The organism is Citrobacter sp. VF227 (assembly GCF_052950715.1).
In genome coordinates this window covers 52733-72366 of record NZ_JBRFVF010000004.1, presented here as the reverse complement: position 1 = coordinate 72366, position 19634 = coordinate 52733, and the positions used below count along the sequence as shown (strand labels likewise).

Below are 19634 nucleotides of genomic sequence, written 5' to 3'. Positions count from 1 at the left end.
TAAGGCAGTTATGCCGTATCCGGCAACGATCACTACCCTAAATCCGCCATCAGCACTTTTGACCGCCGTTGATAGTTGTACATCTCTTTTTTACTTTCCGGCAGCAGGTCGATATCCACCGGCGTGAAGCCTCGCTCCTGAAACCAGTGAATGCTGCGTGTGGTCAGCACGAACAGCTTGCTCAGCCCCATTTGCCGGGCCTGCGCGGCGATCCGCTCCAGCAACACTTCCCCGCGGGACGAACTACGGTAGTCGGGATGCACAGCCACGCATGCCATTTCACCAATCCGCTCTTCCGGGAAAGGGTACAGAGCGGCGCAGGCGATAGTCAGGTTATCGCGCTGAATAATGGTGAATTTGTCGATCTCCATTTCCAGTTGTTCGCGCGAGCGGCGGACCAGAATACCTTGCTGTTCCAGCGGGCGGATAAGCTCCAGAATCCCGCCGATATCGTTAATGGTAGCGCGACGGATCTGCTCGGCGCTTTCCATTACAATCTGCGTCCCGATGCCGTCACGGGAGAACAGTTCCTGCAGCAAGGCGCCATCTTCCTGATAGCTGATCAGATGGCAGCGGCGTACGCCACTGCGACAGGCTTTCACTGCTCCGCGCAGGAAACGCACCGTACCGGAGCTGTAATCGCCTTTCTCTTCCTGCAACTCAACGCGAGCCTGAGCTTCGTTAGGAAACAACTCGGAAATAATATCGCCATCATCGTTGGTGACACCCTGAGACGAGCAAAAACCGATCATTTTCTCTGCCTTCAGTTTGATAGCCAGCTGCGTGGCGACCTCTTCTGACGTCAGATTAAAGCTCTCACCAGTGACGGAAACGGCGACCGGGCCCATCAGCACAATCGCGCCGCTGTCCAGCTGGCGGTGAATAGCATCTTCATCAATACGACGAATACGCCCGCTATGGCAGTAATCTACGCCGTCATCAACGCCCAGCGGCTGGGAGATAATAAAATTACCGCTGACCACATTGATATGCGCCCCCTGCAACGGCGTATTATTCAGGCTCATCGACAGGCGGGCGGTGATATCAAGCTGAAGTAGCCCCGCAGCCTGTTTGACCAGCTCCAGGGTTTTCGCATCGGTGACGCGCGTGTTTTTGTGGTACACCGGCTCATGATGATGCGCCGCAAGATTGGCATCAATCTGCGGGCGTGCGCCATAGACCACGACCAGGCGGATGCCGAGGCTATGAAGAAGACCAATGTCATTGACAATACTGGAAAAGTTTTCATGCTCGATGGCTTCACCGCCCAGCATAATGACAAACGTTTTTCCCCGATGGGTATTGATATAGGGAACAGAATGGCGGAATCCCTGTACCAGTTCGGTTCTACGCTCCTTCACCACGGTACACCCTCATTGCATGATTATTCGTAATTTGTGTATTTTTATTCTGTTTTGGTCCTATGCGCAAGCGTAATTTTTACTCATGCTGAAGATTTTTATCAGTAATACCGTGAATATAAAAAGAATGTTTACCCTTTTATAGATGACAGATTATGCGTCATTCGCTAAAGTTTCCGGTCAATTCGGACGTTTTACGTATTACTCAATACAGATTTCTTTTGCTCGGGAGAAGCATGTCGGGATCCAACTCAGCAATCAGTCGCCGCCGTTTACTGAAAGGTGCGGGTGCTATGTGGCTTTTAAGCGTCAGCCAGGTTGGTTTGGCTGCCGCGAGTCAGGTCGTTGCCGTACGTATCTGGCCTGCGTCCAGCTATACCCGCGTCACGGTGGAATCTAACCGTCTGCTGAAATACAAACAGTTTGCCCTGAGTAATCCTGAGCGTGTGGTTGTGGATATTGAAGACGTTAATTTGAACTCGGTGCTCAAGGGTATGGGAGCACAGATTCGTCCTGACGATCCGTATATTAAGTCGGCGCGCGTAGGCCAGTTTGATCCAAAGACCGTGCGGATGGTGTTCGAGCTGAAACAGAATGTGAAGCCGCAACTTTTTGCGCTGGCTCCGGTGGCGGGCTTTAAAGAACGTCTGGTGATGGACCTCTATCCTGCAAATGCTCAGGATGTCCAGGATCCGCTGCTGGCATTGCTGGAAGATTACAACAAGGGCGATCTGGATAAACAGGTGCCACCTGCACAAAGTGGCCCGCAGCCGGGTAAAGCGGGGCGCGATCGTCCCATTGTCATTATGTTGGATCCAGGCCACGGCGGAGAAGACTCCGGTGCGGTGGGGAAATACAAGACGCGTGAAAAGGATGTGGTGCTGCAGATTGCCCGCCGCCTGCGAGCCCTCATAGAGAAAGAGGGCAACATGAAGGTCTTTATGACGCGAAATGAAGATATCTTCATTCCGCTTAAAGTCCGCGTGGTGAAAGCGCAGAAGCAGCGCGCAGACCTGTTTGTCTCTATTCACGCCGATGCCTTTACCAGTCGACAGCCCAGCGGTTCGTCGGTGTTTGCGCTCTCGACCAAGGGCGCAACCAGTACCGCTGCGAAATATCTGGCGCAAACCCAGAACGCCTCGGATCTCATCGGTGGCGTTAGCAAGAGCGGCGACCGCTACGTCGACCATACTATGTTCGACATGGTGCAATCCCTGACCATCGCCGACAGCCTGAAGTTTGGTAAAGCGGTATTAAATAAGCTTGGTAAAATCAACAATCTGCATAAGAACCAGGTTGAACAAGCCGGGTTTGCGGTGCTAAAAGCGCCGGATATTCCGTCCATTCTGGTAGAAACAGCGTTTATCAGTAACGTTGAGGAAGAGCGCAAACTCAAAACGGCGACCTTCCAGCAGGAAGTTGCAGAGTCGATTCTGGCGGGGATTAAAGCCTACTTTGCCGATGGGGCGACGCTGGCGAGAAGGGGATAACAAAAAAGCGCTGAAAAGCGCTTTTTTTACGGATTGCAGATACAAAAAAACACCCGTTAAGGTGTTTAATGTGTTGGTTGCGGGGGCCGGATTTGAACCGACGACCTTCGGGTTATGAGCCCGACGAGCTACCAGGCTGCTCCACCCCGCGTCCGTCTTTTTGCTTCGTATTTCAAACCACATCTGCGTTGGCTTTCCTCGTTCACCTCAGTCACTTACTGGAGTAAGCTCCTAAGGATTCACTGCGTCGCCGCCTTGCTGTGATTTGAACTACTTTGCAAAAATATTACATCAGATTTTAATTGGTTGCGGGGGCCGGATTTGAACCGACGACCTTCGGGTTATGAGCCCGACGAGCTACCAGGCTGCTCCACCCCGCGTCCGTCATTACTCTTCCATCGAGTAACGTTACTGCTTCTGATTTTAATTGGTTGCGGGGGCCAGATTTGAACTGACGACCTTCGGGTTATGAGCCCGACGAGCTACCAGGCTGCTCCACCCCGCGTCCGTGGATGCGCACTATACTCTGCTAATGATTTCATGCAACCCTTTTTTCACCCTGATCACGTTTTTAGGGTGAAAATGAACAAAAACAACGCATTCTGGATTGTTTTTTGCGCAAAATTTGCGTTCGGATAGGTATACGCATTTCATTAGGTTCGGGGGTTTGTTATCTTCGTCTCGCATTCAGGCAACATAAGACGAGAACAATGAAAGGACGTTGGGCAAAATATCTTCTGGCGGGAGTAGTAGTCGCGATGCTCGCCGCGTGTTCCTCAAAACCCACCGATCGTGGGCAGCAGTATAAAGACGGGAAATTTACCCAGCCTTTCTCACTGGTGAATCAGCCTGATGCGGTTGGTGCGCCAATTAATGCCGGTGATTTCGCCGAGCAGGTTAATCAAATTCGCAGCGCATCGCCACGTTTGTACGGTAACCAGAGCAACGTTTACAACGCTATCCAGCAATGGCTACGTGCGGGCGGCGATACGCGCAGTATGCGCCAGTTTGGTATCGATGCATGGCAAATGGAAGGGGCGGACAACTACGGTAACGTCCAGTTTACGGGCTACTACACGCCGGTAATCCAAGCGCGCCATACGCGTCAGGGCGAATTTCAGTACCCTATCTATCGCATGCCGCCAAAACGTGGGCGCTTACCCAGCCGTGCCGAGATTTATGCGGGTGCCCTGAGCGACAATTATATTCTGGCGTACAGCAACTCCCTGATGGATAACTTCATTATGGATGTTCAGGGCAGTGGTTACATCGATTTTGGCGATGGCAGCCCGCTGAACTTCTTTAGCTATTCCGGGAAAAACGGTCACGCCTATCGCAGTATCGGGAAGGTACTTATCGACCGTGGTGAAGTGAAAAAAGAAGATATGTCGATGCAGGCCATTCGTCATTGGGGTGAAACCCACAGCGAAGCCGAAGTGCGTGAGCTGCTGGAGCAGAACCCATCGTTTGTCTTCTTTAAACCGCAATCTTTTGCGCCGGTCAAAGGGGCCAGCGCGGTACCGCTGATTGGTCGCGCATCCGTGGCTTCTGACCGCAGCATCATTCCTGCGGGCACAACGTTACTCGCGGAAGTCCCCTTACTGGACAATAACGGCAAGTTTACCGGCCAGTACGAACTGCGCCTGATGGTGGCGTTGGATGTGGGCGGGGCGATTAAAGGGCAACACTTCGATATTTACCAGGGCATTGGAGCCGACGCTGGACATCGTGCGGGGTGGTATAATCACTACGGTCGTGTGTGGGTACTGAAAACCGCGCCGGGTGCGGGTAACGTGTTCAGCGGTTAATTGCCGGATAGTGCTGTGCTTATCCGGCCTGGATTATTAAGTAGGCCTGATAAGGCGAAGCCGCCATCAGGCAGTCATATTGCTCGGTATTAATGAATTTGAGGTGTTATGTCTGTGGTTATAAGTGATGCCTGGCGTCAGCGTTTTGGCGGTACGGCGCGTCTGTATGGCGAAAATGCGCTGCAACTGTTTGCCCAATCGCACGTTTGTGTGGTCGGGATTGGCGGCGTGGGATCCTGGGCGGCGGAAGCACTGGCGCGCACCGGCATTGGCGCCATTACGCTCATTGATATGGATGATGTGTGCGTCACCAATACTAACCGCCAGATCCATGCTCTACGCGATAACGTTGGTTTAGCAAAAGCTGAGGTGATGGCGGAACGTATCCGCCAGATTAACCCAGAGTGCCGGGTTAACGTGGTCGATGATTTTGTTACGCCGGACAACGTTGCAGAATATATGAACGCGGGATTTTCGTATGTCATTGATGCGATTGATAGCGTGCGTCCAAAAGCGGCGCTGATCGCTTACTGCCGGCGTAACAAAATCCCGCTGGTGACGACCGGTGGTGCGGGCGGGCAGATCGACCCGACACAAATACAGGTCGTTGATTTGGCAAAAACCATCCAGGATCCGCTGGCGGCCAAACTACGTGAGCGGCTGAAAAGCGATTTTGGCGTGGTGAAAAACAGCAAAGGCAAACTGGGCGTGGATTGTGTGTTCTCGACCGAAGCGCTGGTTTACCCGCAAGCAGATGGCTCTGTATGTGCGATGAAAGCGACGGCTGAAGGGCCGAAACGTATGGATTGTGCATCCGGATTTGGCGCGGCCACGATGGTGACCGCTACCTTTGGTTTTGTTGCCGTTTCACACGCACTGAAGAAGATGATGGCGAAAGCGGCGCGTCAGCATTGAGTTTGATATGCCGGATGGTGACTTCGCTCTCCGGCAAACAACCCTCAAATTTGTCGGGCAACCTCAAAAATCGCCTCGTTCAGGGCATGCAGCCCCTGGCTACGCGAGGCGCTGAGCTGCGTGCGTAAACCCAGCTCGTCAAATAATGCCATTGGCGAATGCGCCAGTAACTCGGTGGCCGTTTTACCTTCGACGGCCGTGAGTAAGACGGCCAACAGCCCGCGCACAATGCGACCTTCGCTATCGCCGAAGAAATGCAGAGTGCCATTCTCATGAAGGCTATGCCCCAGCCAGACGCGGTTTTCGCAGCCCGCAATCTCTTTGGCCTGAGCCTTTAGCGCATCCGGAAGCGCAGGAAGCTGCTTCCCCAGCAGAATCAACTGGCGATATTTATCTTCCCATTGGGTGAGCGGGATAAAGATATTGCGCAATGTCTCTTCAGTTATGGTTGTGCCAAACGGGTGTCCGGCGAACAGAGGGCTTGTCATTAATCCACCAATATTTCCAGGGCGCGGTCAACGGCTGCGACCAACGCTTCCACATCATTTTGCGTATTATAAGGTGCAAATGAGGCGCGTAGCGTCCCGGATACGCCCAGTTCTGACAGCAGAGGCTGAGCGCAGTGTTGTCCTGCACGCAGCGCAATACCATATTCGGCCAGCAGCGTCACCATGTCGCTGTGATGAACACCTGCGAAATCAAAGGCTAACAGACTGGAGTCCTGGCAGCGGAAGGACCGAAAACCGGGGCGTTTCGCCAGCGCATCTTCTGCCAGCGTCGCCAGACCACGGCTCCAGTTTTCAGCCTGTGCAGCATCAATGTCATCCAGCCATTCGAGCGCTGCGCTTAGCCCGATAACGCCAGCAACGTTAGGCGTCCCGGCCTCAAGCTTCCATGGCGCAGCCTGAGTGGTGAAACCGTCAAAACTGACTTGACTAATCATCTTACCGCCGCCGAGCCAGGGGGACATGGCTTTCAGCAGTTCCGGTTTTCCGTACAGCACACCAATGCCAGTGGGGCCGTACAGCTTGTGGCCCGAGAACGCATAGAAATCAATATCTAACTGCTGAACGTCGGCAGGGAAATGGACAATCCCCTGAGCGCCGTCGACCATCACCACCATCCCAGTCGCATGGGCGAGCGTAATGGCGCGGACCAGGTCCGGACACCCCCCGGTGACGTTCGACATCTGTCCGAGCGCCAGAATGCGGCTGCGTGGGGTGATGAGTTGCGCGAGGCGCTCAACGTCTGGCAAGAACTGGGCGTTGAGCGGCAGTCTGACGACCTTAGCCCCCGTTTGTTGCGCAACCATTAGCCAGGGAACGAGGTTGGCATGATGTTCCGCCACGCTAACGATAATTTCATCGCCCGGTTGTAAACGCGGCCGCGCATAGCTTTGGGCAACCATATTGATAGCTTCCGTCGTGCCACGGGTCCAGACGATTGTTTTGTCATCCGGCGCGTTAATCAGCCGTGCGACTTTTTCCCGCGCGGCTTCATAGCGAGCGGTCAGGCGCTGTGCTTCGGTAAACTGGCTGCGATGGACGTTCCCGGCGCTGAGGCTATAAAACTGATGGGTGGCCTCAATTACCGCCTGCGGCTTCAGCGCTGTGGCAGCGCTGTCGAGATAAACGCCTGCATCGTTGAGTGCGGGAAATTGTGCGCGAAACTGCGCGGGGTTAAAAGCGTTCATGGTATTCCTCAGTTCAGTAACCCGATCGTGGCGCAAAAAGGGCGCTGATACAAGGGTTGTGCTAACCATCGGAATACTCTGGATATCCTGGCAAAGTCTGCGTAGTGTCTTATGCTAATTAGCGTTAGGCTAGCAATTTAGCCTGTTACGGAGTGTGTTTTTAATAGCATAAATCGCTTTAAGGAGAAGAAGATGAAAAAGACTGCCGCAATTATCTCTGCTTGTATGCTGACTTTTGCCCTGAGCGCCTGTTCCGGTTCGAATTACGTGATGCACACCAACGATGGTCGAACGATCGTATCTGATGGTAAGCCACAGACCGATAATGATACGGGGATGATTTCGTATAAAGACGCTAATGGCAACAAACAGCAGATTAACCGTACCGATGTGAAAGAGATGGTTGAGCTGGATAACTAACCGGTCGTCGTCCATCGACAAAGCGTCTGACAAAAAAAAGCACCGCAATTTGGCGGTGCTACATTAATCACTATGGACAGACAGGGTAAATGTACAGGAAGTGAAAAAGGGTAGCTTTGCTACCATGGTCTGAATCGCAGACCAATTGCAAACACAACAACACAACATCACAACCGTAAGCCAAAAGCCCACCAGAACACGCATTCCGATAAAACTTTTCGTTCCGGCTTCAGGAAGTGCCGCCACTATAGGTATTTGCTGGTAGAACCTCAACGGACAATTTATAATGGCTCAGATAAAAAAAACTAATAGGTTACACCCTGTTAGCTAATTGTTAAATTGATTTAACATCAAAGCCTAAAAGTCATGTCAAAACGATTACCACCCTTAAATGCGTTGCGTGTTTTTGATGCTGCAGCGCGTCATTTGAGCTTTACGCGCGCAGCAGAAGAGCTTTTTGTGACGCAGGCCGCAGTAAGTCATCAAATCAAGTCACTCGAGGATTTCCTGGGGCTGAAGCTGTTTCGTCGACGCAATCGATCTTTACTGTTAACGGAAGAAGGCCAAAGCTACTTTCTCGACATCAAAGAGATTTTTTCGCAATTAACCGACGCGACGCGTAAACTTCAGGCACGCAGTGCAAAAGGCGCGCTTACGGTTAGTTTATTGCCCAGTTTTGCGATCCAATGGCTGGTGCCCAGACTCTCTAGCTTTAATTCAGCTTATCCGGGAATCGATGTCAGGATCCAGGCGGTGGACCGTCAGGAAGACAAACTGGCTGATGATGTTGATGTGGCGATTTTCTACGGACGAGGCAACTGGCCGGGTCTGCGCGTTGAAAAATTGTACGCAGAATATTTATTGCCGGTCTGCTCGCCGCTATTACTTACCGGTGATAAACCGCTAAAGACACCCGAAGATTTGGCAAAACACACACTGTTGCACGATGCCTCGCGCCGCGACTGGCAGGCTTATACGCGCCAGCTTGGCCTGAACCACATTAACGTCCAGCAGGGACCCATCTTCAGCCATAGCGCCATGGTGCTCCAGGCTGCTATCCATGGACAGGGAATTGCGTTGGCTAATAACGTCATGGCGCAGTCCGAGATTGAAGCCGGACGTCTGGTCTGTCCGTTTAATGATGTTCTGGTCAGCAAAAACGCATTTTATCTGGTTTGTCATGACAGTCAGGCAGAACTGGGTAAAATAGCCGCCTTTCGTCAGTGGATTCTGGCGAAAGCGGCCACGGAACAAGAAAAATTCCGCTTTCGTTATGAACAATAATTTTACGTAGGGTATTCACATGACCAGCCGTTTTATGCTGATTTTTGCCGCCATCAGTGGCTTTATCTTTGTGGCGCTGGGCGCCTTTGGGGCACATGTTCTGAGTAAAACCCTCGGGGTCGTTGAAATGGGGTGGATCCAGACAGGCCTCGAATATCAGGCTTTTCACACGCTGGCCATCTTTGGCCTGGCCGTCGCCATGCAGCGACGCATTAGCATTTGGTTTTACTGGAGTAGCGTGTTTCTGGCATTAGGGACGGTGCTGTTTAGCGGCAGCCTTTATTGCCTCGCGCTCTCTCATTTACGCCTGTGGGCGTTTGTTACCCCCGTTGGCGGCTTCAGTTTCCTTGTGGGTTGGGCGCTGATGCTAGTGGGTGCTATTCGATTGAAACGTAAGGGCGTTAGCCATGAATAAGGTAGTACTGTTGTGTCGCCCGGGTTTTGAAAAAGAGTGCGCCGCAGAAATTACGGATAAAGCAGGACGTCGGGAAATCTTCGGGTTTGCCCGGGTGAAAGATAATGCGGGTTACGTCATCTTCGAATGTTATCAGCAGGACGATGCCGAAAAGCTCGTGAAAGAGTTGCCGTTTAGCTCGCTGATTTTTGCCCGTCAAATGTTTGTGGTGGGAGAGTTGCTGCAATATTTGCCGCCGGAAGACCGCATTACGCCGATTGTCGGCATGTTGCAGGGCGTGGTGGAGAAAGGTGGTGATCTGCGTGTCGAAGTTGCTGACACCAATGAAAGCAAAGAGCTGGTGAAATTTTGCCGTAAATTTACCGTACCGCTACGTGCGGCACTGCGCGAAGCGGGCGTGCTGGCAAAGTATGAAACGCCAAAACGTCCGGTGGTTCACGTCTTCTTTATCGCACCTGGCTGTTGCTATACCGGCTATTCCTGGCCTGACAATAACTCTCCGTTCTACATGGGGATTCCGCGTCTGAAGTTCCCGGCGGATGCGCCGAGCCGATCAACGCTGAAGCTGGAAGAAGCGCTGCACGTGTTTATCCCTGCCGATGAGTGGGATGAGCGTCTGGCTAACGGAATGTATGCGGTGGATTTAGGAGCGTGTCCTGGCGGTTGGACTTATCAGTTGGTTAAACGCAACATGTGGGTTTATTCCGTGGATAATGGCCCGATGGCGCAAAGCCTGATGGATACCGGACAAGTTACCTGGCTGCGTGAAGACGGATTTAAGTATCGCCCAAACCGCAACAACATTTCGTGGATGGTGTGCGACATGGTGGAGAAACCCGCAAAGGTTGCCGCCCTGATGGCGCAGTGGCTGGTCAACGGCTGGTGTCGTGAGACGATCTTCAACCTCAAACTGCCGATGAAAAAACGCTACGAAGAGGTGTCGCAAAACCTGGCTTACATTCAGGCTCAGCTTGACGAGCATGGCGTAAATGCCCAGATTCAGGCGCGTCAGCTGTACCATGATCGTGAAGAAGTAACCGTACACGTGCGCCGTCTGTGGGCTGCCGTCGGTGGTCGTCGCGACGAGCGATAAGTTAACATTGCAGGCCGGATGAAGCGTAAACGTCTTATTCGGCCTGAATTGTTTCAATCAGCGGCGTATCTGAAACGATATGCGTCACGTCATCCAGATGCCCAATCCGGGCCTCCCCCGAACGATTAAACTTACTTTTATCGATCAGCAATAAAGATTGTGCTGAGCGCTTAAGCAGAATGGACTTGAAGTCGGCGTTGGTGGCATTGGAGTCCCAGAGCGCACCGTCGTTGTCGATCCCCTCACAGGAAAAAATAAACAGGTCAATCTCAAGAGATTTGAGCTGCGAGATGAGCGAGGAGTTAACGTAGCAACCGTATTTTCGCTCAAGGCGACCGCCGGAGCTGATGAGTTGAATGTGTTCACGCTTAGCCAATTCCTGGCAAATGGGCTGGCTGTTGGTAAAAACGTGAATGTTGATGTCCGGTAGCTGTCGCGCCAGGTACCAGCATGTTGAGCTGGCGTCTAAGGCTATCACCATACCTTCTTCGATCCATGCCAGCGCTTCGCGGGCAATATCCGCTTTGTGGGCATAGTGGCTTTTGAGTCGCATATGAAACGGATCGCCGCTGTCCTTGTTTTCCCGGTGAATAACTTTCGCCCGCCCGTGATTACGTAGCACTTTTCCCTGGGTCTGTAACTCACTGAGATCGCGGCGGATGGTCTCTTTGCTGACGTTCAGTTGCAACGCCAGAGCTTCGGTTGTCAGGCTTTTATGGTTAGTAAGCAGATCTACGATTGCCTGCTGGCGCGCCGCTTTCATGTTCTGATCCTCATTATATGATGAATGCCCGTACCAGACGGGCATTCTGACCAGAGATTACGGCGTTACCCCTTTTTTTAAAAGAATATTCCCGTACTTTGCCCGCTCTCCTGTGATAACGATCGCAAACGCCTTTTGTGCGCGTTCATAGAAGGCGTAGCGATCAATACGCGTAATGTCCGGGCAAGGGGTCTGTAGTGAAAGCGCCTGACGGTAGCGAGCCTCGACGTCGGGATCGAGGGCGTCTCCTTCAACAGCGGCCATCATCACCAGCGGTGGGGCATAGCTGTCCAGTTCAAAGAGTGGAATAACCGCCTGCAGCAGGTCGCTGACTATCAGGCCGTCAGCGCGAATAACCTGCGGCCCCATGCTGTGGGCCGGGAAGTGGGCATCGGAAAAGATAATCTCATCGCCGTGGCCCATTTCAGCCAGCACCTTCAGCAGGTCGGGCGAAATTAAGGGAGATATCGTTTTGAGCATGTTACTCGACTCCTGTGAGTTCGGATTCGGTTTGCGGATAAAAGTAACGGTACTGATACCGCACCTGCGCGCGCGCCTGTTCGGGAGAGGAAAATTCCCCGATGCCTGACCAGGCAAACATCGCGGCGCCCGCTACGGTGGTTTCGGCATCATCCAGCACTTTGACCGGCATTTTGAGCACGTTCGCTTTGATCTGATTCCACAATGCGTTGCGGCTTCCCCCGCCAACCAAAAGCAGCTCGGTCGCCTGGAAGTGACCGATTTTTTCCAGCGTGTGCAGATTTCGCTGCAGTTGTTCTGTCAGCCCTTCCAGCGCGGCGCGATAGAAGTGTCCGCGGGTAGTATTGAGGGTGACGCCTTGCCAGCCCGCATTTTGACAGGCCAGCAGGTCGCAGTGCATCTTCACGCCTTCGGCACCTGCCGGGATTGCCCTGGCTTCGTCAATCAGGGTTTGCCATGGGGTATCAGCAGTCCACAACAACTTGCGTACCCATTCGAGGACACCGGAAGCCAGCCACTGCATACCGGGATTATTCAGTCCGGGCTGGCTATCCAGTTCACAGGTTGAACCCGCATAATGGCTAAGCTGGGAGGTATCCACCTGCGCGCTGCGCACCATCAGAATTTCCCATGTACCGGAGGAGAGCACCGGTTCATTTGGCTGGGCTCCAGCGCCAAATAGCGCAAACTGCGTGTCGTGTCCGGCAGATATGACCGGAATACCCGCCTTAAGCCCAAGCAGGCTGGCGGCCTCCTGTTGCAGAACGCCTATTTGTTCTCCCGCTTCAACCAAACGTGGGAACAGACGACGCGGTATACCCGTTGCCTGTAAGATGTCATGACTAAAATCGCGCTGCTGGATGTCCAGCATCTGGCTGGTGCCCGCCATGGTGATATCGGTAGTGAACTCGCCGGTTAAACGGTGGTTAATGAGCGACGAGATGAATAGCCAGGCGTGCGCCTGTTCCAGTAGTTGCGGATGGTTTTCTTTTAGCCAAACCAGTTTATACAGTGTGTTGAAGCTAAACGCGCCGACGCCGGAAATTTCCTGCAGCTGCTGCGGTGACATGTAGCGGTGGATATTCTCCATTACCGCCGTGGTGCGTGGGCATTTCCAGCTGATCACCGGATAGAGTTGTTTGCCATTTTTATCAACCAACGCGCCGTCTACGCCAAAGGTGGTGACGGCGATCGCACGAACCTGGCAGGCGGCCAGTTGCGCAGAGAGCCGCTGACTGCAGTCGGCAAAACGTTGCAGAATGGCCTCCAGCGACCACTGATGCCAGGTGCTGTTTTCAGCAGCGATGTCACTGGCGTTTGGGGTCGACGCACGAGCGACAATCTTTCCCTGTCGGTCAACGGCGATAGCCCGTACGTTGGTCGCGCCACAGTCGAGGACCAGGATAACGTCTTGTTTCATAAAAACTCCTGAAACGTTGCCGGATGATGGGGTTAAAGCCGTATCCGGCCTACAAAAGCCACTGCTGTAAGGCCCGGTAAGCTTGCGCCACCGGGCTGAGTCGCATTAACGCTTATAAAGCGGGCCATAGTTCTGGCAGGCGCGGTAATCCTGGCCTTCAGTATCCATACCATGGGCAGCCCAGGAGGAAGGGCGGTAAATTTTCTCATCGATCACGTTGTGCATACACACCGGGATACGCAGCATGGCGGCAAGAGTGATGAAGTCCGCACCCACGTGACCAATCGTCAGTACGCCGTGGTTTGCGCCCCAGTTAGCCATCACGGAATAGACATCGCTGAATGGACCTTTACCGGTTAAGCGCGGGGCAAACCAGGTGGTCGGCCAGGTGGAGTTGGTGCGCGCATCAAGCTGGTCATGCATGTCTTTCGGCAATTCCACGCTCCAACCTTCGGCGATTTGCAGCACCGGTCCCAGGCCCTTGATGATGTTGATGCGGGTCATGGTGAACGGCACGCCGCCTTCGGTCAGGAAGCGAGAAGAGTAGCCGCCCCCACGGAAGTATTCGTGAATAGCAGGACACCATTCGGTTGCCGCCAGGCAATCATCCGCTTCTTTCTGCGAGATTTCCCAGTGCGGTTTCATGGTTGGTTTCCCTTCGCCGTCGCGCTGTTTGCAGGAGCCGTCCAGCGCTGCGGATCCGGAGTTAATCAGGTGAATGATGCCGTGCTCAGCAAGGCCGGTCAGCGGTTTACCCGTGACGCGTTCAACCGCCTCTGGCGACCAGTAGGTACGCACATCGGCAAAGACCTGCGCCGTGCCAGTAAGTTGATGACCGAACAGCATCGCTACACCGTTCAGGCTGTCATTTTCGGTGGCGACAACAAACGGTTCACGTATCCCATTCCAGTCAAAAGAGCTGTTGAGCAGCGCTTCGGCGGTGTCACCATTCGGATATTGATCCGTCCAGTGACGTTGACCCTGAAAGCCTGCGGCAATCGCGTTGTAACCCAGAGATTCTTCGACCAGACCTTTGTCTGCCAGCTTCTGGTTACCCTGCATCATGTCGCGAATGCACATGGCCATCAGCAGACTCTCTTTCAGTACCGCGCGGCTCTGTTCTGCATTGCGTTTATATTGCTGCGCGTTCTGATCCTCGCCGTAGCGGAAGTTTTTGTCCGCCCACGCCAGCGCCATTTCCAGCTCGGTTTCATCATATATTTTCTGGTCAATACGACGACGCAACTCGGTCATATCCACCGCCTGCACCTTCATGCCCAGCCAGGATTCAAAGAAGTTATGGTCGACGATAGAACCTGCAATACCCATAGACACGCCACCGACAGACAGATAGCTTTTGCCTTTCATATTGGCAACGGCTAAACCCGCGCGGGCAAAGCGCAGCAGTTTTTCTTCAACATCAGCAGGAATCGAGGTGTCGTCCGCGTCTTGTACGTCATGACCATAAATGGAGAACGCAGGAAGACCTTTCTGGTTGTGGGCTGCCAACGCGGCCGCCAGATAAACGGCCCCCGGACGTTCCGTGCCGTTGAAGCCCCAGATAGCTTTCGGGCGCATTGGATCCATATCGATGGTTTCGCTCCCGTAGCACCAGCATGGGGTAACGGTAATTGTCACGCCCACGTTTTGACTGCTGAATTTTTCTTCACAAGCGGCAGATTCAGCCATCCCGGCGATGCAGGTGTCGGCAACCACACATTCAATTTGTGCACCACAGGCATGCCGAAGTTTTTCCGTGATCAGCGTGGCGGTGGCTTTAGCCATATTCATGGTTTGTTCTTCGAGGGACTCACGTACACCCATACGACGTCCGTCAATAACCGGGCGAATACCAATTTTTGGTAAGCTGATTTTTTTCATCACAGATTCCTCACGTTATTCGGATAAATATTTAGTTGGCTGCCGTTTGTGAGCGGAAGCGGGCAAAAATAAAGATGATGGCGAAGCAAAGTGCTGGGACCAGTTCTGCTGTAGGGATATTGCCAGCGGCGTCGCTGACAAAACCCATTACAGGCGTCACAATGCCGCCGCCAATAATGGTCATGACAATAAAAGACGAGCCGTATTTAGTGTCCTGTCCCAGGTTTTTGATCCCCAAAGAGAAAATGGTTGGATACTGAATCGACATAAATGCGCTGCATAACGTCAGAGCCAACAGGCCGATTTGACCACCGGTGAAGGCGGAAATCAGGCACAAGACCATGGCGAGCAGGGCATAAGCGGCCAGCACTTTATGCGGCGCGAAGCGGCTGATAAGCCATGTGCCGGAGAAACGACCGATAAAAAAGCACACCATGGTGCCGGTCAGATAGTTAGCGGCGAAACCTGGGGTCATGCCAGGGATCTCTTCGATAGCGTAACGGATCAGGTAGCTCCAGCAGGCAGTTTGCGCGCCGACGTAGCAGAATTGCGCCAGCACAGCCCAACGCCAGTGACGAATACGCACCAGACGGGAAAGGGATGCGGAGAATGAACTCTGAGCGTTGTCACTGTGGTCGTCACTTTGCAGGGTCGGAAATTTTGTAAACATAATCAGCAGGGCGACCAGTAAAACGACCGCGACGATGATCATATAAGGGGTTTGTACCGATAAAACCAGGCTGTGCTTGTAGGCACTCAGTTGTTCCGGAGCCATTTTATCGAGTACGTCCTGAGATTGATGCGGCACATTAGACAAAATAAGACTTTGCCCAAAAACGACCGCAATAATGGCACCAAATGAGTTAAAAGTTTGTGCCAGATTGAGTCGGAAGTGACCGCCGCTTTCCGGGCCCAGTACCGTTACAAACGGGTTGGCTGCAGTTTCAAGGCAACCTAAACCAGCAGCGATAATAAATAAACCAATCAGGAACAGGGTGTAATTCATTACCTCGGCTGCGGGCCAGAATAATGCCGCGCCGACGGCGTATAAAAATAGTCCGGTAATAATCCCTGCTTTGTAACTTAATTTTTTCATCAGGATCCCTGCCGGGATTGGAATGATGAAATAACCAAAATAAAAAGCAGATTGAATCAGGCCAGCTTGAAAGTTAGTCAGTGTAAAAGCTTGCTGAAACTGTGGTAATAAGATGTCATTAAGATTATTAGCAACAGCCCAAAGAAAAAACAGAGAGCAGAGTAACGCGAAGGGAATGACATAATTTTTTGTCTGCCCCCGGTCTACTGCACGAAAACTTTGCGTTTGTATTGATGTGTTTCCCATAGCATCCTCATCAGTTCATAAGCATGTTCAACAGCTTAAGAGTAAGGCGGGTGATTTCACCAACCTGCTAATCCAGGTGAGTTCCGGTAATCTGCCAGCCAGAATTGGCCTTCACAAATGAACTCATGAATTCATTTTCAAATAAAAAACGGCTATTAATATGATGACGGTCACACTTATGCTCAGGGCGTGAGTTTATGTGATTATCATCACTTTAATTTCTGTAAAATAATGACCGTTTGAGAAATAAGTTATTAAAACCCACAGAGTAAATGCCCGAATTAATTAGTTGGGAAGAAAACGGGCAGCTTTAACAAATTATTCGCAAATGACCGTTTTATAATGCTTTCATTAAGAACGGACATTTTTACAATATGATATTTATCCTGCTTTTTTTTATTTTGTGTTATTAGTTGATGAAGGTCACAAAATCCAGTGCTAAAAATTCCCTTCTCTTTATTCAGCATGATGATAGTTAGCAAATAGCCGCCTAATTCAACAGAGCGCCGAGGTATTAGCAATGTTCTGTTGTCGCATTTTGACTCACTGAGAGAGGTAAGTAATGGAACGAAATACGCTGGCACGGCAGATTATCGATACCTGCCTGGAAATGACCCGTCTGGGGTTGAATCAGGGGACTGCGGGTAACGTAAGCGTGCGCTTTCAGGACGGGATGTTAATTACCCCGACGGGCATTCCATATGAAAAACTCACTGAATCCCACATTGTCTATATCAATGCTGAGGGACAGCACGAAGAAGGGAAGTTACCTTCCAGCGAGTGGCGGTTCCATATGGCAGCCTATCAAACACGTCCGGATGCTCAGGCGGTGGTTCATAACCACGCCGTACATTGCACGGCTGTTTCTATTCTCAATCGTCCAATCCCGGCAATCCATTACATGATTGCGGCGGCGGGGGGAAACTCTATTCCGTGTGCGCCTTATGCGACGTTTGGTACACGAGAGCTGTCAGAGCACGTTGCGGTAGCGTTGAAAAACCGTAAAGCGACGCTGTTGCAACATCATGGTCTGATCGCTTGTGAAGAAAATCTGGAAAAAGCTCTGTGGTTAGCCCATGAAGTGGAAGTGCTGGCGCAGCTTTATCTCAGTACGCTGGCGATCACCGATCCGGTTCCAGTGCTGGACGACGAGGCTATTGCTATTGTGCTGGAAAAATTCAAAACATATGGATTGCGTATTGAAGAATAGGAGATAAATACGATGGCGAACAGAATGATTCTGAACGAAACGGCATGGTTTGGCCGGGGAGCTGTTGGCGCATTAACCGATGAAGTTATCCGTCGCGGTTATCGCAAAGCGTTGATTGTGACAGATAAAAATCTGCTGCAGTGCGGCGTTGTCGATAAGGTGACTTCCCGAATGGATGCTGCAGGTCTGGCATGGGAAATCTATGCTGGCGTTATTCCTAATCCAACCATTGCAGTGGTGCAGGAAGGATTGGGAGTTTTTCAGCGAAGTGGCGCAGACTATCTGATTGCCATCGGCGGAGGCTCCCCGCAGGATACCTGTAAGGCGATTGGCATTATCAATAATAACCCTGAGTTTGCCGATGTACGCAGCCTTGAAGGGTTATCACCGACGCGTAGCCCGAGTGTGCCGGTTATGGCTATCCCAACCACCGCGGGAACGGCGGCAGAAGTGACCATTAACTATGTGATCACTGACGAAGAAAATCGGCGTAAGTTTGTTTGTGTTGATCCACATGACATCCCACAGGTGGCGTTCATCGATGCTGACATGATGGACGGCATGCCTGCTGCGTTGAAAGCCGCGACCGGCGTGGATGCACTGACGCATGCTATTGAAGGATACATCACGCGGGCGGCGTGGGCGTTGACCGATGCGCTGCACATCAAAGCCATTGAAATTATTGCCGGGGCATTACGCGGTTCGGTTGCAGGTGAGAGCCAGGCAGGTGAAGCAATGGCGCTGGGCCAGTACGTAGCCGGGATGGGCTTTTCAAACGTCGGTCTGGGGCTAGTGCATGGCATGGCACATCCGTTAGGTGCGTTTTATAACACGCCGCATGGCGTAGCGAATGCTATTTTGCTGCCGCACGTGATGCACTACAACGCCGAATTCACCGGAGATAAATTCCGCGATATCGCCCGGGTGATGGGGGTTAAGGTTGAAGGATTAACGTTGACAGAAGCGCGGAAAGCAGCAGTGGATGCCGTCTTTGCGCTTAACCGCGATGTAGGGATCCCCCTGCACTTACGCGACGTTGGTGTACGTAAAGAGGATATACCTGCGCTGGCGCAAGCGGCATTAGACGATGTTTGTACCGGTGGAAACCCGCGTGAAGCGAGTCTTGGTGATATCGTCGAGCTGTACCATACTGCCTGGTAATCACCTGGCGTTTATCTGGCCTACAGGGGGACGATAAGTAGGCCGGATAAGCGCAGCGCCATCCGGCAATAAGACTACCGCGCTAGCCGTAGCTGTTGTAGGTTTCCATCGATATGTAAGTCCGTTTGCAGCCGTGCGATATCACGACACAGAAACGCCATCTCGTGGTGTATCTCCAGTTTCTTGCGCCACTTCTCCGGTACCTCATCAAGATGCGCGTAAATCCCTTCCAGATGCTGAAACTGAACGAGTAGCTGGGTCGCACTTTTCGGACCAATGCCCGCGACACCGGGCACTTTTGAGCTGCTTATTCCTGCCAGTCCCCAGTAGTCCGGCAATTGTTGCGGAAGCACTCCGAACTCTTTCTCAATGAATGGGGCATCCAGCCAGCGCTTCTGGAAGTAGTCGCGAATGCGCAGCGTAGGGGAGAGCAACTGGCAATAGCCTTTATCAGTGGAGACAATCGTGGCCTGGTGCCCGGCTTGAGTCACCTTTACCGCCAGTGTGGCGGCTAAATCATCGGCCTCATTACCGCTCGACACCCAGCAGCAGACGCCACGCTGTTCAAAAGCGGCCCGTAAGGCGGGCATTTCCTGGTGCAATTCATCAGGCATCGGCGGGCGGCCGGCTTTATAGTCAGGCAATCGTTGATGACGCCAGCCGCTGTTGCGCGCTTCGTCATCAAATACCGCCACGGCGTGGGTAGGCTGACTGTGCACAATCAGCTGATCGAGCGCGTGCTGACATGTCTCCACGCAGGGTGAACCCTGTACGGCGTGAATGCGGCGGATAAGATTCAGTGCATCGACAATGAGCAGGTGGACAGCCACAGTGTTCTCCCTAACAAATCAGTCTGTAGGGTAACATTCACGGCGGGTGGAGGCGAATAGTTGGCAGC

General features: G+C 52.4%; 18 protein-coding genes and 3 tRNA genes. 9 read left to right on the top strand and 12 right to left on the bottom strand.

Going from position 1 to position 19634, the window contains the following annotated elements; genetic code table 11:
• Positions 1-32 precede the first annotated feature (32 nt).
• Entirely contained in the window at positions 33-1364 is a 1332-nt protein-coding gene (argA, locus tag ACU8YC_RS14910) for an amino-acid N-acetyltransferase (RefSeq protein WP_008785703.1), read from the bottom strand.
• Between the two features lie 233 nt (positions 1365-1597).
• Between argA and amiC the strand changes: the two genes are divergently transcribed.
• Entirely contained in the window at positions 1598-2851 is a 1254-nt protein-coding gene (gene amiC, locus ACU8YC_RS14905) for an N-acetylmuramoyl-L-alanine amidase AmiC (protein ID WP_151218277.1), read from the top strand.
• A 74-nt stretch (positions 2852-2925) separates the two neighbouring features.
• On the opposite strand, the gene ACU8YC_RS14900 is transcribed toward amiC, so the two are convergent.
• The 3 genes from ACU8YC_RS14900 to ACU8YC_RS14890 all read right to left on the bottom strand — a co-directional run bounded on the left by ACU8YC_RS14900 (position 2926) and on the right by ACU8YC_RS14890 (position 3356).
• Positions 2926-3002, bottom strand: a tRNA-Met gene (locus ACU8YC_RS14900).
• A gap of 152 nt (positions 3003-3154) precedes the next feature.
• Positions 3155-3231 (bottom strand) — tRNA-Met (locus ACU8YC_RS14895).
• A gap of 48 nt (positions 3232-3279) precedes the next feature.
• Positions 3280-3356, bottom strand: a tRNA-Met gene (locus ACU8YC_RS14890).
• Between the two features lie 205 nt (positions 3357-3561).
• On the opposite strand from ACU8YC_RS14890, the gene mltA reads away from it, so the two are divergent.
• Both mltA and tcdA read left to right on the top strand, forming a co-directional pair.
• On the top strand, positions 3562-4659 hold the full coding sequence (gene mltA, locus ACU8YC_RS14885; protein WP_187253140.1) for a murein transglycosylase A: 1098 nt from the start codon (positions 3562-3564) through the stop codon (positions 4657-4659).
• A gap of 108 nt (positions 4660-4767) precedes the next feature.
• Positions 4768-5574, top strand: coding sequence for a tRNA cyclic N6-threonylcarbamoyladenosine(37) synthase TcdA (gene tcdA / locus ACU8YC_RS14880; protein WP_151218275.1), 807 nt, complete (start codon positions 4768-4770; stop codon positions 5572-5574).
• A gap of 44 nt (positions 5575-5618) precedes the next feature.
• Here tcdA and csdE read toward each other — a convergent pair whose 3' ends face one another.
• Both csdE and csdA read right to left on the bottom strand, forming a co-directional pair.
• Positions 5619-6062 carry a cysteine desulfurase sulfur acceptor subunit CsdE gene (csdE, locus tag ACU8YC_RS14875; protein ID WP_151218274.1) on the bottom strand — a complete coding sequence of 148 codons (444 nt, stop codon included), beginning with the start codon at positions 6060-6062 and terminating at the stop codon, positions 5619-5621.
• Positions 6062-7267: a cysteine desulfurase CsdA gene (csdA, locus tag ACU8YC_RS14870; RefSeq protein WP_446895489.1), complete on the bottom strand. Its 1206-nt coding sequence runs from the start codon at positions 7265-7267 to the stop codon at positions 6062-6064. Before csdA ends, csdE begins: the two co-directional genes overlap by 1 nt.
• Before the next feature lie 192 nt (positions 7268-7459).
• Between csdA and ACU8YC_RS14865 the strand changes: the two genes are divergently transcribed.
• The 4 genes from ACU8YC_RS14865 (at position 7460) to rlmM (ending at position 10479) form a co-directional block, all read left to right on the top strand.
• Complete coding sequence (locus ACU8YC_RS14865; RefSeq protein WP_151218272.1) at positions 7460-7687, top strand: YgdI/YgdR family lipoprotein; 228 nt, start codon at positions 7460-7462, stop codon at positions 7685-7687.
• A 366-nt stretch (positions 7688-8053) separates the two neighbouring features.
• Positions 8054-8971, top strand: coding sequence for a glycine cleavage system transcriptional regulator GcvA (gcvA, locus tag ACU8YC_RS14860; protein ID WP_151218271.1), 918 nt, complete (start codon positions 8054-8056; stop codon positions 8969-8971).
• Positions 8972-8990: 19 nt separating this feature from the next.
• Entirely contained in the window at positions 8991-9386 is a 396-nt protein-coding gene (locus tag ACU8YC_RS14855) for a DUF423 domain-containing protein (RefSeq protein ID WP_005130969.1), read from the top strand.
• Positions 9379-10479 (top strand): 23S rRNA (cytidine(2498)-2'-O)-methyltransferase RlmM, encoded by a 1101-nt coding sequence (gene rlmM / locus ACU8YC_RS14850; protein ID WP_003034040.1) that lies wholly within the window; start codon positions 9379-9381, stop codon positions 10477-10479. The genes ACU8YC_RS14855 and rlmM overlap by 8 nt, the downstream gene beginning before the upstream one ends.
• 34 nt (positions 10480-10513) lie before the next feature.
• On the opposite strand, the gene fucR is transcribed toward rlmM, so the two are convergent.
• The 5 genes from fucR to fucP form a co-directional block, all read right to left on the bottom strand.
• A complete protein-coding gene (fucR, locus tag ACU8YC_RS14845; RefSeq protein WP_151218270.1) occupies positions 10514-11242 on the bottom strand; it encodes an L-fucose operon activator in 729 nt (242 codons plus the stop codon).
• Positions 11243-11299: 57 nt separating this feature from the next.
• Entirely contained in the window at positions 11300-11722 is a 423-nt protein-coding gene (fucU, locus tag ACU8YC_RS14840) for an L-fucose mutarotase (RefSeq protein ID WP_187253135.1), read from the bottom strand.
• Between the two features lies 1 nt (position 11723).
• On the bottom strand, positions 11724-13142 hold the full coding sequence (gene fucK / locus ACU8YC_RS14835; protein ID WP_446895488.1) for an L-fuculokinase: 1419 nt from the start codon (positions 13140-13142) through the stop codon (positions 11724-11726).
• A 105-nt stretch (positions 13143-13247) separates the two neighbouring features.
• Complete coding sequence (fucI, locus tag ACU8YC_RS14830; protein WP_151218267.1) at positions 13248-15023, bottom strand: L-fucose isomerase; 1776 nt, start codon at positions 15021-15023, stop codon at positions 13248-13250.
• 31 nt (positions 15024-15054) lie between these two features.
• Positions 15055-16365 (bottom strand): L-fucose:H+ symporter permease, encoded by a 1311-nt coding sequence (gene fucP, locus ACU8YC_RS14825; protein ID WP_151218266.1) that lies wholly within the window; start codon positions 16363-16365, stop codon positions 15055-15057.
• Positions 16366-16927: 562 nt separating this feature from the next.
• On the opposite strand from fucP, the gene fucA reads away from it, so the two are divergent.
• Both fucA and fucO read left to right on the top strand, forming a co-directional pair.
• Positions 16928-17575 (top strand): L-fuculose-phosphate aldolase, encoded by a 648-nt coding sequence (gene fucA, locus ACU8YC_RS14820; RefSeq protein WP_151218264.1) that lies wholly within the window; start codon positions 16928-16930, stop codon positions 17573-17575.
• Positions 17576-17587: 12 nt separating this feature from the next.
• Positions 17588-18736, top strand: coding sequence for a lactaldehyde reductase (gene fucO / locus ACU8YC_RS14815; RefSeq protein ID WP_151224279.1), 1149 nt, complete (start codon positions 17588-17590; stop codon positions 18734-18736).
• A 74-nt stretch (positions 18737-18810) separates the two neighbouring features.
• Here fucO and xni read toward each other — a convergent pair whose 3' ends face one another.
• Complete coding sequence (gene xni, locus ACU8YC_RS14810; RefSeq protein WP_187253131.1) at positions 18811-19566, bottom strand: flap endonuclease Xni; 756 nt, start codon at positions 19564-19566, stop codon at positions 18811-18813.
• Positions 19567-19634: the final 68 nt, after the last annotated feature.

What these genes read in the sequence shown, in the direction of transcription:
- amiC (WP_151218277.1), top strand. Translation starts at nt 1,598, where the DNA reads ATGTCGGGATCCAACTCAGCAATCAGTCGCCGCCGTTTACTGAAAGGT.
- mltA (WP_187253140.1), top strand. Translation starts at nt 3,562, where the DNA reads ATGAAAGGACGTTGGGCAAAATATCTTCTGGCGGGAGTAGTAGTCGCG.
- tcdA (WP_151218275.1), top strand. Translation starts at nt 4,768, where the DNA reads ATGTCTGTGGTTATAAGTGATGCCTGGCGTCAGCGTTTTGGCGGTACG.
- csdE (WP_151218274.1), bottom strand. Translation starts at nt 6,062, where the DNA reads ATGACAAGCCCTCTGTTCGCCGGACACCCGTTTGGCACAACCATAACT.
- csdA (WP_446895489.1), bottom strand. Translation starts at nt 7,267, where the DNA reads ATGAACGCTTTTAACCCCGCGCAGTTTCGCGCACAATTTCCCGCACTC.
- ACU8YC_RS14865 (WP_151218272.1), top strand. Translation starts at nt 7,460, where the DNA reads ATGAAAAAGACTGCCGCAATTATCTCTGCTTGTATGCTGACTTTTGCC.
- gcvA (WP_151218271.1), top strand. Translation starts at nt 8,054, where the DNA reads ATGTCAAAACGATTACCACCCTTAAATGCGTTGCGTGTTTTTGATGCT.
- ACU8YC_RS14855 (WP_005130969.1), top strand. Translation starts at nt 8,991, where the DNA reads ATGACCAGCCGTTTTATGCTGATTTTTGCCGCCATCAGTGGCTTTATC.
- rlmM (WP_003034040.1), top strand. Translation starts at nt 9,379, where the DNA reads ATGAATAAGGTAGTACTGTTGTGTCGCCCGGGTTTTGAAAAAGAGTGC.
- fucR (WP_151218270.1), bottom strand. Translation starts at nt 11,242, where the DNA reads ATGAAAGCGGCGCGCCAGCAGGCAATCGTAGATCTGCTTACTAACCAT.
- fucU (WP_187253135.1), bottom strand. Translation starts at nt 11,722, where the DNA reads ATGCTCAAAACGATATCTCCCTTAATTTCGCCCGACCTGCTGAAGGTG.
- fucK (WP_446895488.1), bottom strand. Translation starts at nt 13,142, where the DNA reads ATGAAACAAGACGTTATCCTGGTCCTCGACTGTGGCGCGACCAACGTA.
- fucI (WP_151218267.1), bottom strand. Translation starts at nt 15,023, where the DNA reads ATGAAAAAAATCAGCTTACCAAAAATTGGTATTCGCCCGGTTATTGAC.
- fucP (WP_151218266.1), bottom strand. Translation starts at nt 16,365, where the DNA reads ATGGGAAACACATCAATACAAACGCAAAGTTTTCGTGCAGTAGACCGG.
- fucA (WP_151218264.1), top strand. Translation starts at nt 16,928, where the DNA reads ATGGAACGAAATACGCTGGCACGGCAGATTATCGATACCTGCCTGGAA.
- fucO (WP_151224279.1), top strand. Translation starts at nt 17,588, where the DNA reads ATGGCGAACAGAATGATTCTGAACGAAACGGCATGGTTTGGCCGGGGA.